This is a genomic window from Saccharothrix hoggarensis, from assembly GCF_042678885.1.
In the GTDB taxonomy this organism is placed as follows: Bacteria; Actinomycetota; Actinomycetes; order Mycobacteriales; family Pseudonocardiaceae; genus Actinosynnema; species Actinosynnema hoggarensis.
On sequence record NZ_JBHTLK010000223.1, the window covers coordinates 1 to 11409 of the forward strand.

General features: G+C 69.9%; 14 protein-coding genes. 9 read left to right on the top strand and 5 right to left on the bottom strand.

The window, feature by feature from the left end; genetic code table 11:
* Positions 1-68 precede the first annotated feature (68 nt).
* The 5 genes from ACFQ3T_RS29410 to ACFQ3T_RS29430 all read right to left on the bottom strand — a co-directional run bounded on the left by ACFQ3T_RS29410 (position 69) and on the right by ACFQ3T_RS29430 (position 2772).
* The gene (locus tag ACFQ3T_RS29410) at positions 69-521 is read right to left on the bottom strand and encodes a DUF4395 domain-containing protein (protein ID WP_380728133.1); all 453 of its coding nucleotides are present in this window, start codon (positions 519-521) and stop codon (positions 69-71) included.
* A gap of 105 nt (positions 522-626) precedes the next feature.
* Positions 627-704, bottom strand: a complete 78-nt coding sequence (locus ACFQ3T_RS29415) for a putative leader peptide (protein WP_360462167.1) — start codon at positions 702-704, stop codon at positions 627-629.
* A gap of 66 nt (positions 705-770) precedes the next feature.
* On the bottom strand, positions 771-1226 hold the full coding sequence (locus tag ACFQ3T_RS29420; RefSeq protein ID WP_380728135.1) for a TlpA family protein disulfide reductase: 456 nt from the start codon (positions 1224-1226) through the stop codon (positions 771-773).
* A complete protein-coding gene (locus ACFQ3T_RS29425) occupies positions 1226-2056 on the bottom strand; it encodes an LmeA family phospholipid-binding protein (RefSeq protein WP_380728136.1) in 831 nt (276 codons plus the stop codon). Before ACFQ3T_RS29425 ends, ACFQ3T_RS29420 begins: the two co-directional genes overlap by 1 nt.
* Positions 2053-2772, bottom strand: coding sequence for an alpha/beta hydrolase family protein (locus ACFQ3T_RS29430; protein ID WP_380728137.1), 720 nt, complete (start codon positions 2770-2772; stop codon positions 2053-2055). Before ACFQ3T_RS29430 ends, ACFQ3T_RS29425 begins: the two co-directional genes overlap by 4 nt.
* A 210-nt stretch (positions 2773-2982) precedes the next feature.
* Between ACFQ3T_RS29430 and ACFQ3T_RS29435 the strand changes: the two genes are divergently transcribed.
* From ACFQ3T_RS29435 to ACFQ3T_RS29475, 9 genes are all read left to right on the top strand, one after another.
* Positions 2983-3738 (top strand): winged helix-turn-helix domain-containing protein, encoded by a 756-nt coding sequence (locus tag ACFQ3T_RS29435; protein WP_380728138.1) that lies wholly within the window; start codon positions 2983-2985, stop codon positions 3736-3738.
* A 35-nt stretch (positions 3739-3773) separates the two neighbouring features.
* Positions 3774-4652 carry a mycothiol synthase gene (gene mshD, locus ACFQ3T_RS29440; protein WP_380728140.1) on the top strand — a complete coding sequence of 293 codons (879 nt, stop codon included), beginning with the start codon at positions 3774-3776 and terminating at the stop codon, positions 4650-4652.
* A 192-nt stretch (positions 4653-4844) separates the two neighbouring features.
* Positions 4845-5969 (top strand): phosphate ABC transporter substrate-binding protein PstS, encoded by a 1125-nt coding sequence (pstS, locus tag ACFQ3T_RS29445; RefSeq protein ID WP_380728142.1) that lies wholly within the window; start codon positions 4845-4847, stop codon positions 5967-5969.
* 34 nt (positions 5970-6003) lie between these two features.
* Entirely contained in the window at positions 6004-7056 is a 1053-nt protein-coding gene (gene pstC, locus ACFQ3T_RS29450) for a phosphate ABC transporter permease subunit PstC (protein WP_380728144.1), read from the top strand.
* A complete protein-coding gene (gene pstA / locus ACFQ3T_RS29455; RefSeq protein WP_380728146.1) occupies positions 7053-7967 on the top strand; it encodes a phosphate ABC transporter permease PstA in 915 nt (304 codons plus the stop codon). The genes pstC and pstA overlap by 4 nt, the downstream gene beginning before the upstream one ends.
* Positions 7968-7977: 10 nt before the next feature.
* Positions 7978-8754 carry a phosphate ABC transporter ATP-binding protein PstB gene (gene pstB / locus ACFQ3T_RS29460; protein WP_380728148.1) on the top strand — a complete coding sequence of 259 codons (777 nt, stop codon included), beginning with the start codon at positions 7978-7980 and terminating at the stop codon, positions 8752-8754.
* A gap of 483 nt (positions 8755-9237) precedes the next feature.
* On the top strand, positions 9238-9606 hold the full coding sequence (locus ACFQ3T_RS29465) for a hypothetical protein (RefSeq protein ID WP_380728150.1): 369 nt from the start codon (positions 9238-9240) through the stop codon (positions 9604-9606).
* 12 nt (positions 9607-9618) lie between these two features.
* Positions 9619-10170: a DUF3558 family protein gene (locus ACFQ3T_RS29470; protein ID WP_380728152.1), complete on the top strand. Its 552-nt coding sequence runs from the start codon at positions 9619-9621 to the stop codon at positions 10168-10170.
* Between the two features lie 19 nt (positions 10171-10189).
* Positions 10190-11409: PPE domain-containing protein (locus ACFQ3T_RS29475; RefSeq protein ID WP_380728154.1), on the top strand; the 1220-nt coding region annotated here is incomplete at its 3' end.

The following is an 11409-nucleotide window of genomic DNA, read 5'->3' on the forward strand; positions in this document are numbered from 1 at the left end:
TCCTCGGACCAAGCGGCCGAGACCAGGACGTCTTCACGGCTCATCGAGCTGCTCCCATTTCTTCGTTCTTACTGCGACGGTGTCGACTGGGGTCGGGCGAGCGCGGGCGCGTAGCGGCGCAGGAGCAGGAACATCTCGCAACCGAGGCACAGGCCGAGCGCGGCGTTGAGCAGCGCGGCGACCAGTGCCGCGGCGGTCGCGGCGACTCCCAGCGCGGTGAGGCCGGTGGCGTAGCCCACCGTGCCGACCAGCGCGAAGACGAACCCGACGCCCTGCGCGAACCGCAGCGGGGCGGCTTCCTCGCGTTCGGTGGTCGGGGTGAGCCTCGGCTGGACGGCGAACCGGTAGACGTGGCCCCACGGGTTGAGCTTCAGCGAGATGAACGCGCACATGCCGAACAGCACGGTCTGCGCGGCGAGCAGCCGCCACGACCCGGTCAGCAGCACGACCGCGAGGATCGCGGTGGTGATCCAGGCGCTGAATCGCGGACCACGCGGGTCCACGGGGACATCTTTCGGCACGGCGACCTCCTGACGTTGGACAAGACTGGGCAGTCCGTCTTCAGGCGGTGTTAGGGGCAAGCGCACACGTCCGTCAAGGGCGTGCGGTCTGCCAGGGCCGCCCGGTCAGCGCGCCGCGCGACACAGGCTGCTGCGCACGCGGCACAGGTCCACCGCGAGTCGCTTGGTCAGCAGCGTGGTCATGCGGTCGAGGGTAGCCGTTCATCCCTTCTGTCGGGAGTGGCGTCCATCAGGTGGGAGTTCCCAGGTTCACCCGATCGGTCCAGGCAGGTGTGGGCGCAACGCCGCGAGCAACGTGTCGCCCTTCGGCACGCCCCCGACGCGCAGCAGCTCGGCGCCGGACGGGTCCAGCGCGAGCGTCGTCGGCGCCCGCAGCACGCCGAGGTCGGCCGCCACGTCCGGCAGGTCGGTGACGTCCAGCTCGACGTGCCGCAGCCCTTCGGTGCGGCGCGCGAGGTCGGCCAGCAGCGCCTTGGTCTGCCGGCACGTGGTGCAGAACGTCGTGGACAGCTGCACCAGGGTCACCGGCGCGGCCGGGTCGAGCAGGTCGCGGACGGGGCCGGGCAGGACCGGGGCGGGCGGGACGGCGCCGGGCACGACCGCGCGGGGGGCGGCGAGGCGCACACGACCGTTGCGTGCACGCAACACCACGCCGACGACCGCCACCACCGCCACCGCGCCCAGCAACGCCCAGAACCCGGTCATCAGCCGCCGCCCTGGTCCAGTGGGATGTCGTTGATGGAGCCTTCCAGCGTGAACGCGCCGCGCTCCACCTTGACCGCGGTCGGCGTCACCGTGAAGGGCAGCGCGCCCGGGTCGATCGTCACGCTCAACGCCTGCCGGACCACGCTCAGCACGGCGTCCAGGCCGGCCAGCGACGTGTCGTCCAGCTCGACGTCCTGCATCGCGATGACCACCTGGCCGTCGACCAGCGACACCGTCCCGAACGCCGAGATCCGGAGCTTGCGGCCGGCGACCGTCGTGGTGCCCGACAGCTTCACCGCGGCCACCGTCGGGTCCGACGCCTTGGACACCGCGGGCTGCTCGCCGGCCGGTTCGACGGCCTGCTGCGCCCTGGTGTCCGGCTCGATCACCATGTCGGTGAACGGCGTGACCTGGTTGACCAGCCGGTTCAGGTCGTTCGCCTTGATCTTGACGCTGCCCTTGACCTGGTCGATCTTCGCGCCGCGGGTGTTGCCCGACAGCAGGTCGGACAGGCCGATGCGGGTGTGGTGCAGGTTCGCCCGGATCTCCAGGTCGCGCAGCTGCTCGCGCACCGGCACGCCGGTCGCGCTGATCTCGATGTCCTTGTAGTCGCCGGCGAGCGCCTGCGTCGTGAAGGGGAAGCCGTTGATGCGGACCGACGGGTCCTCGCTCAGCCCGAACTTCTCCCGCATCTTCTGCGCCACCTGGTACTCGCCCGCCGCGGCCAGCCCGAAGTCGGCCGCGACCAGCAGCCCGCAGAGGACGAGGGCGGCGATGATCAGCTTGCGGCCCCGCGGGGGGCGGCGCTTGGTCGTCTCGGTCCCGGTCATGATCCTTCTGCGTTCGGTCGGGGGTGGGCCGGTCGGGAGCGCTCGTCCAGCCAGGTCGCGATCCGGTCTACCAGACTCGGCGTCATCGCCGACTCCGCGTGGCGGACGCCGGGTTCCAACCACAGCTCCGCCGCGCCGCCCGCCGCGCGGTGCAGCGCGACCGCGTGCGCGGGGCCGAAGTAGTGGTCCTGCTCACCGTGCACGATCAGCAGCGGCGTCGGCGTGATGCGGTGCACCACCTCCAGCGGGCTCTCCGGCGCGATCGTCCACGGCGCGCCCAGCCGCACGCCGAGCGCCCGCGCGGCCAGCCTGCCGTGCGGCTGCTCCAGCAGCCAGTGCACCCGGCGCATCGCCACCGTGTCGCGCACCCACCAGCGGGACGGCGCGCTGACCGCCGCGACCGCGTCCGGGCGGTCTTCGTGCAGGCCGGCGTGGCGCAGGGCGATGGACGCGCCCATCGAGAAGCCGACCGTCGCGACCCGCCGGTACCCGAGGTCGCGGGCGAGCGAGACGCCGGCCGCCAGGTCGTGGATCTCGTCGCCGCCGACGGTGGACCGGCCGGCCGAGCGGCCGTGGCCGCGGAAGTCCAGCGCGACGACGCCGCCGTGCCGTGCGAACCGGCGCAACACCCGCGTCACGAACGGCTTCCGGACGTGGTTGGTGAAGCCGTGGCCGACCACGAACGCGAGGTCCGTCACGGCCGATGTGGATCTCACGTGTACCCCGTGCAGGAGGACAGCGTCATGTGACATGGATGTAACAGGCGTGACGCTTGTGGAAACAACTGTGACTCTGACCTGTTGACCTGGGTCTTTCGTGGTGTGCACCGGTATCGTCTCCGTCATCCGCAGGCAACGGGGCCCGGTCACCGTACTTCGCTGTGCCTGGTCGGTGACCACGCACCGGCCGAACGAGAGGGCGCCGCGATGAGCATCGACGTGCTGCTGCTGACCACCGACTCCGACCCAGAGGCGGTGCTTCCCGCGCTGTCGCTCCTCCCGCACGAGGTGCGGCCGCTGCGCCCGGAGGTGTCGGCGCTGCTGGAGGCCGGCCCCCACGACATCGTCCTGGTCGACGCGAGGACGGACCTGGCCGCCGCGCGCAGCCTGTGCCGCCTGCTCGACTCCAGCGGCGTGGACGTGCCCGTGGTCGCGGTCGTCACCGAGGGCGGTCTGGTCGCGGTCAACTCCGACTGGAGCGTGGACGAGATCCTGCTCCCGACCTCCGGCCCCGCCGAGGTGGACGCCCGGCTGCGCCTGGTGCGCTCCCGGCGCGGCGCCACCCAGCCCGGCGGCGACGGCTCGCTGCAGCTCGGCGAGCTGGTCATCGACGAGGCGACCTACACCGCGCGCCTGCGCGGCCGGCCGCTCGACCTCACCTACAAGGAGTTCGAGCTGCTGAAGTACCTGGCGCAGCACGCGGGCCGCGTGTTCACCCGCGCCCAGCTGCTCCAGGAGGTCTGGGGCTACGACTTCTTCGGCGGCACCCGCACCGTGGACGTGCACGTCCGACGGCTGCGCGCCAAGCTGGGCCCCGAGCACGAGTCCCTCATCGGCACCGTGCGCAACGTGGGCTACAAGTTCGTCCGCCCGCCGCGCCCGGGCAGCGCCCGCCGCCCGGAGCACGCCGTCGACGTGCCGGACACGACGATCGACGAGGCAGAGCTGATCTTCCGGTCCTAAGGATCTCTCGGGATCGTCCCGAGTAGGTTTTCCCCGTGGACTTGAGCTGGTTCGAGGAGTTGTCCCCCCGGCAGGCCGACGAGGTGTCCGGCCTGCTCGGGGATGCCCGGGCGGCCGACGGCGTGGCGCCGGTCGGCGAGGCCGTCGTGCTGCGGCTGCGGCCGGAGGCCCGGGGCAGCAACCACCTGCTGGCCCGTGACGGCGACGTCCTGGTCGGCTACCTGCACCTGGACGTGTTCGGCGACTCGGACGGCAACAAGGTCGCCGAGCTGGCCGTGCACCCGGAGCACCGCCGCCGCGGCGTCGGCTCCGCGCTGGTCACGGCCGTCGCCGAGCGCGCCGAACCCCTCCGGGTCTGGTCGCACGGCGGTCACCCCGGCGCCGCGGCGCTCGCCGCCAAGCTCGGCTACCGCAAGGTCCGCGAGCTGCTGAGGCTGCGCCGACCCCTGGACGACGACCTGCCGCCGTCCGTGCTGCCCGAGGGCGTCACGCTGCGCACGTTCGTGCCGGGTCGGGACGAGGCGGCCGTCGTCTACGTCAACCACCGCGCGTTCGCGTGGCACCCCGAGCAGAGCGCGATGAGCATCGAGGACGTGCGGCTGAAGGAAGGCGAGCCGTGGTTCGACCCGGCCGGGTTCCTGCTGGCCGTCGACGCCGACGAACGCCTCCTCGGCTTCCACTGGACGAAGAAGCACACCACCGACCTCGGCGAGGTGTACGTGGTGGGCGTCGACCCGGACGCGCAGGGCGGCGGGCTCGGCAAGGCCCTCACCCTCGCGGGCCTGGCGCACCTCCGGGACACCGGTCTCACCGAGGTGATGCTGTACGTCGAATCCGACAACGCTGCGGCACTGGCCGTGTACGGGCGGTTGGGGTTCACGCGCTGGGACTCGGACGTCCAGTACTCCCGGTAGTGACAAACCAGTCACGTCATGCAAACGTGCAGGTCACGGGACACCCAAAAGGCGGTGTACTCGGTCACCTCCCGTGTGGTGTTCACCTGTCGTTCACCTTCTCCTGGGCACCTGTCCACCCTCGCTACCTACCGTCCGTGTCGAGCGGCGGAGGTTCGCCGCGAAACTCGGTTTCGTAGCTGGAGGACCCAGGTGAAGACCAAGCGACACGGCGCCGTTCTCGGCCTGATCGCGGCCGGTGCGCTTCTGCTCACCGCGTGCGGCAGCGACAACAACGCCCCCACCGGCTCGACCAACTCGGCGGCGGCCGGCGAGTCGTCCACCCCGGTCGAGTGCGGTGGCAAGTCGAAGCTGAGCGCAGAGGGCTCTTCGGCTCAGAAGAACGCGATGGACACGTTCGTCCAGGCTTACCAGCAGAAGTGCCAGGGCGCGGACCTCGCGTACAACGCCTCCGGCTCCGGCGCGGGCGTGAAGCAGTTCATCGGCGGTCAGGTCGACTTCGGCGGCTCCGACTCGCCGCTGTCCGAGAGCAAGGGCGAGGTCGCCGGCGCGGCCGAGCGCTGCAAGGGCAACCCGGCGTGGAACCTGCCGCTGGTCTTCGGCCCCGTCGCGCTCGGCTACAAGCTGGAGGGCGTCACCGACCTCACGCTGAACGGCGAGGTCGCCGCCAAGATCTTCAACGGCGCCATCAAGAAGTGGAACGACCCGGCCATCGCCGCCCTGAACAGCAGCGCCAAGCTGCCGGACAAGGACATCAAGGTCGTCTACCGCTCGGACGAGTCCGGCACCACGGACAACTTCCAGAAGTACCTGAAGGCCGCTTCCAAGGGCGCGTGGACCCAGGGCGACGGCAAGCAGTTCAAGGGTGGCGTCGGCGAGGCCAAGGAGAAGTCCGCCGGTGTCGCGCAGGCCGCCGGTTCGGTCGACGGCGCCATCACCTACGTCGAGCTGTCGTTCGCGCAGGACAACAAGCTGTCCCTCGCCAAGATCGACAACGGCGCCGGCCCGGTCGAGCTGAACGACGCCTCGGTCGGCAAGGCCATCGACGGCGCGAAGATCAAGGGCTCCGGCAACGACCTGGTGCTCGACCTCGACTCGATCTACGGCTCCACCGAGGCGGGCACCTACCCGCTGCTGCTGGCCACGTACGAGATCGTCTGCTCGAAGGGCTACGACGCCGACACCGCGAAGGCCGTCAAGGCGTTCCTCACGGTGGCCGCGACCGACGGTCAGGCCGGCCTCGCGGCCGCGGGTTACGCTCCCGTGCCCAAGGCCTTCCAGGAGAAGCTGCTGACCGCCATCAAGGCGATCGCCTGACCAGGCCGGCACACTCTCCGGGAACGCCATTGCGATGAACAACCGCACTGTGGCCCCAAGCCCCGCGGGCACCGGTTCGACCGGTGCCCGCGCGGGCGTTCCGGCCGCTCGACCCGACTCGGAGGCTCCGATTCCCCCGACCACGGAAGCCGACAAGACCCACGTCCGGCCGGGTGACCGGATCTTCGCAGGCCTGGCCACCGGGTCGGGCGTCTTCATCGTGGTGCTGATCGCGGCGATCGGCGTCTTCCTGCTGCTCCAGGCCATCCCGTCGCTCGCGCTGGACCAGGTCAACTTCCTGACCAGCCGCGAGTGGTCGACCGGCGACGTCAACAACATGCGGTACGGCATCCTGGACCTGCTCCTGGTGACCGTCGTGTCGTCCGCGTTCGCGCTGGTCATCGCGATGCCGATCGCCCTGGGCATCGCGCTGTTCCTCACCCAGTACGCGCCGCGCCGGCTCGCCCGGCCGTTCGCGTACGTCATCGACCTGCTGGCCGCCGTGCCGTCGATCATCTTCGGCCTGTGGGGCCTGCTCGTGCTCGGCCCGGTGCTCACGCCGATCGGCGAGTGGCTGACCTCGAACCTCGGCTGGATCCCGCTGTTCGCCGAGGGCAACGTCAGCATCGAGCTCGGCGGCACCATCTTCACCGCCGGCATCGTGCTGGCCGTGATGATCCTGCCGATCATCACCGCGGTCAGCCGCGAGGTGTTCGACCGCACCCCCGTCACCCACGTCGAGGGCGCCATCGCGCTGGGCGCCACCAAGTGGGAGGTCGTGCGGACCACCGTGCTGCCGTTCGGCAAGGCCGGTTACGTCAGCGCCTCCATGCTCGGCCTCGGCCGAGCGCTCGGCGAGACGATCGCGTTGACGATCATCCTCAGCGGCACCGGCGCGGCGTTCGCGTGGAGCCTGTTCGACGGCGGTGCGACGTTCGCGTCGAAGATCGCCCTGGCGGCGCCCGAGTTCAACGACCCGCGCACGGCGGGCGCCTACATCGCCGCCGGTCTGGTGCTGTTCGTGCTCACCTTCGGCGTCAACGCCATCGCCCGGGCCATCGTCGCCGGTCACAAGGAGTACGAATGACGACCGACACGGCGGACCTGAACCGCCTCGCCACGCCGCCGACGTTCCAGAGCGTCAGCGGCGCGCGCAAGTTCAAGAACGGCGTCGCCACCGCGCTCGTGTACGCGGCGTTCCTGATCGCCATCGTGCCGCTGATCTGGGTGCTGTACGTGGTGGTCCAGCGCGGGTTCCCGGTGATCCTCGACGGCGACTGGTGGCAGAAGTCGTTGTCCGGCCTGCTGTCCCGGCAGCAGGGCGGCGGCGTCTACCACGCGATCTACGGCACGCTGGTGCAAGGCCTGGTGTGCGGTCTGCTGTCCGTGCCGCTCGGCCTGTTCGTCGGTGTGTACCTCGTGGAGTACGGCGGCCGGTCCAAGCTGTCGCGCACCACCACGTTCATGGTCGACATCCTGACCGGTGTGCCGTCCATCGTGGCCGCGCTGTTCATCTACACGCTGTGGATCACGTACTTCGGGTTCGGCCGCAGCGGTTTCGCGGTGTCCCTCGCGCTGGTGCTGCTCATGGTGCCGGTGATCGTGCGGACCACCGAGGAGATGCTGAAGATCGTTCCGGACGAGCTGCGCGAGGCGTCCTACGCGCTCGGCATCCCCAAGTGGAAGACGATCGTGAAGGTCGTCATCCCCACGGCCCTGTCCGGCATCATCACCGGCATCATGCTGGCGCTGGCCCGCGTCATGGGCGAGACCGCGCCGGTGCTCGTGCTCGCCGCGTACGCGCCGTACATCAACTACAACCTGTTCGACGGCCCGATGGCGTCGTTGCCGCTGCTGATGACCTCGGAGCGCAACAACCCCACGCAGGCCGGCTTCGAGCGGATCTGGGGTGCGGCGATCACCCTGGTCATCATCATCACGCTGTTCAACCTGCTGGCTACCGTGATCTCGCGGTGGCTGGCTCCGAAGACGAAGTGAGCGGGCGGTCATGGCCAAGCGCATCGACGTGAAAGACCTCAACCTCTTCTACGGCAAGTTCCACGCCGTGGACGGTGTTTCGCTTGCCGTGCCGCCGAAGAACGTGACGGCGTTCATCGGCCCGTCCGGTTGCGGGAAGTCCACCGTGCTGCGGTCGCTGAACCGCATGCACGAGGTGGCCCCCGGCGCCCGGGTGGAAGGCACCGTGCTGCTCGACGGGGAGGACATCTACGCCTCCTCCATCGACCCGGTGCAGGTGCGGCGGACCATCGGCATGGTGTTCCAGCGCCCCAACCCGTTCCCGACGATGTCCATCCGCGACAACGTCGTGGCGGGGCTCAAGCTGGCCGGCGAGCGGAACAAGAAGAAGCTCGACGAGGTGGCCGAGCGGTCGTTGCGCGGGGCGAACCTGTGGAACGAGGTGAAGGACCGCCTCGACCGGCCGGGCGGCGGGCTGTCCGGTGGTCAGCAGCAGCGGTTGTGCATCGCGCGGGCGATCGCCGTGCAGCCGGACGTGCTGCTGATGGACGAGCCGTGCTCGGCGCTGGACCCCATCTCGACCCTGGCGATCGAGGACCTGATCACGGAGTTGAAGAAGGAGTACACGATCGTCATCGTGACGCACAACATGCAGCAGGCGGCGCGGGTCAGCGACCAGACCGCGTTCTTCAACCTGCTGGGCGTCGGCCAGCCCGGTCGGCTGATCGAGGTGGACGACACGGAGAAGATCTTCTCCAACCCGAGCCAGAAGGCCACGGAGGACTACATCTCCGGCCGTTTCGGCTGAGCCCTGGTCTCTTGCGGAGCCCTCCCACCCTCGTGGTGGGAGGGCTCCTGCGCGTTCCGGCGGCCGGGTTGTCGGCCGTGGCGGTCGAAACCAAGACGCTGACCTGTTGCTGTCGGTATCCGGACGTTCCGGATCAAGCAGTTCGCGGCCGGTAGTCATGTGGACTTCACGTACTTCGGCCCGTGCGCGGTGATCGAGTCGGTGGCCTGCGCGGTTCCGGCTCACGGCGCTCGACAGGACGACCGCGATCCGTCGACAGGTACGGGCCGACGGTGGTTCCGGCGTTGGTGAAGCAGCCCGCCAAAGCCCTCTCACCTGCGAGGGGAGGGCTCCGACGCGTTCGGGTGACCTGGGGAACCAGGCGCTCGCCCGTGCCGTCAAAATCGAGACATGGTCCTCCTTCCGGAGGTACCGTGACGGTTGGGATCGGCAGACTCGCAGGGGGTAACCGTGGCGGCGGAAGGTGCGTGGAGCGCACAGTCCATGCAGGCTATGACGGCCAACATGGTGGGGCTGAAGCAGGCCGCCGAGTCGGGTTCGTTCGCCATCAGCCAGGAGGGCGCCGAGGCGTACCTGAAGGCCATCGACAGCGCCCAGCGGGATCTGCAGCGGATGGACGGCGCCCTGCAGATCCTCCGCCAGGAGACGAAGCTCGGCACCAGCCCGGACGGCACGGCCATGGCCCGCTACAACCAGGAGAGCGTCGAAGGCGGCGCCGGGACGGCCGGCATAGTTCCGGCGGTCGAGCAGTTGAGGGTCGCGCTGGAAGAGGCCCGCTTGGCGCTGCAGAAGGCGATCGAGAACTACCGCGAGGTCGACAGCTCGAACGCCGGCACCTACAACCGCTACTGAGGTGGAAGACAGTTGATCAAGGGATTGTCGGCTCGCGTCGTCCTGACGGTGGTCGTGCTGGGCGCGGTCGTCGCCGGGTGCTCCACCAAGGAGCCGGGTGACGCGTCGGCTGTGACCACCACTGCCACGTCAACGACCACCGAAAAGGCCTCGCCGACCACGAGCACCAAGCCGTCGAACGGTGCGGACTCGCTCGCCGACTTCGACGAGTGCGAGGTGTTGAACTCCATCGCCTCCCAGCTGAACCTCACCGACGTCGAGGAGGGGATCGGCGACACGTGTGGTGCCAGCGTCTCCGCCTCGGCGTCCGTCACGATCAAGGGTCACCCTGACCTCGGCGTGGACGACGTCGTGCCGGGTGGCCAGCAGTCGGACATCACCATCGGCTCGCGCAAGGCCAAGATGGTCAAGCAGTCGACCACGCAGACCTCCTGCCTGATCGCCGTCGAGGCCACTCCGACCTCCAGGGTGGACGTCGCGGGGTCCGCGAACGCGTCGCTGGACGAGTCCTGCGCCGCCGCTACCGCGGTCGCCGAAGCCATCGCATCCAAGCTGCCGAAGTAACCCGAGGGGGGAGAACGTTGTGACGCCGCCGAACTCGCAGCCGCCGTACGCACCGCCGCCGCCACCGCCGCAGACGCACGGCAGCACCCAGGCGACCCAGGTCACCTACGCGGGGCAGACCGAGGAGCAGTTGCGCGCGCAGTACGAGCGCGAGCGCGACGCGAACCCCGGGGTCTTCGGCTACCTCTCGACGTTCGACGACTACCTGCGCTACAAGCAGCAGTCGGCGCAGTACCAGGCCACGCAGGAGAAGCAGCTGGAACAGGTGGTCGAGAACTACCGGCCGCCGCTGACCCCGCCCGGCTCCCACTACATGGGCTACGACCACAAGGTCCTCAAGGACATGGTCACCACGAACATGGCCCCGAGCACCGCCAACGAGCAGGGCGAGGCCTGGACCAAGATCGGCAACACGCTCGCCGAACTTCAGTCCAACCTGACGAGCGCCACCGCGGCGAGCAAGGGCGCCTGGCAGGGCGCGGCGGCGGAGTCGGCTCAGGGGTACTTCACGAACGTCGCCAACTGGTCCGGCAACGCCGCCCAGGGCGCGCAGCTCACGGGCAACAAGCTCTACGCCCAGAGCACCGCCGCCGAGCAGGCGAAGAACGCGATGCCCGAACCGGTCGAGTTCAGCACCGCCGACGCCTACAAGATGTTCTTCTCCGAGCCCAACCCGTTCAAGTGGGCGGAGACGATCGACCAGATCGAGCAGAAGTTCGAGGAGAAGCAGCAGGCCCACGAACGGGCCGCCGAGGTCATGACGACCATGTCCACGAGCTTCCACGAGTCGGGCTCGACGATGCCGGCCTTCTCGCCTCCCCCGCCGATGCAGGGTGGCGGCGGTACGGGCGATCCCAACCAGCCAGGCCCAGCCGAGATCGGCGGCCGGCCGACCCCGCCCGGCGGCATCGGGACGGGTACGGGCACCGGGACCGGAACGGGGATGGGCACGGGAACGGGCACCGGCATCGGCGACCCCGGGTCGCTCGGCACGGGTGGCAGCACGCACCAGTCCGGGTTGAACGGGCCCGGCACCGGTGGCGGCAACACGAACCTGCCCGGACCCGGCGGCGGTGGCGGCAACAACAACCTGCCCGGTGGCAACCCCGGCGTCTACCCGCCTGGCGTGTACCCGCCCGGTGGTCCCGGACGGCCGGTTCCGCCCGGCGGCCCGCGCGGGCCCGGTGGGTCGGGCAACCCCAACGGGCCCGGCGGCGCCCCTGGACGTGGCGGCGGACC

Bases quoted from the DNA above. Each gene is read 5' to 3' on its own strand.
- ACFQ3T_RS29420 (WP_380728135.1), bottom strand. From the start codon at position 1,226: ATGACCGGGTTCTGGGCGTTGCTGGGCGCGGTGGCGGTGGTGGCGGTC.
- ACFQ3T_RS29425 (WP_380728136.1), bottom strand. From the start codon at position 2,056: ATGACCGGGACCGAGACGACCAAGCGCCGCCCCCCGCGGGGCCGCAAG.
- ACFQ3T_RS29415 (WP_360462167.1), bottom strand. From the start codon at position 704: ATGACCACGCTGCTGACCAAGCGACTCGCGGTGGACCTGTGCCGCGTG.
- pstA (WP_380728146.1), top strand. From the start codon at position 7,053: ATGACGACCGACACGGCGGACCTGAACCGCCTCGCCACGCCGCCGACG.
- pstB (WP_380728148.1), top strand. From the start codon at position 7,978: ATGGCCAAGCGCATCGACGTGAAAGACCTCAACCTCTTCTACGGCAAG.
- ACFQ3T_RS29435 (WP_380728138.1), top strand. From the start codon at position 2,983: ATGAGCATCGACGTGCTGCTGCTGACCACCGACTCCGACCCAGAGGCG.
- ACFQ3T_RS29465 (WP_380728150.1), top strand. From the start codon at position 9,238: ATGCAGGCTATGACGGCCAACATGGTGGGGCTGAAGCAGGCCGCCGAG.
- pstC (WP_380728144.1), top strand. From the start codon at position 6,004: ATGAACAACCGCACTGTGGCCCCAAGCCCCGCGGGCACCGGTTCGACC.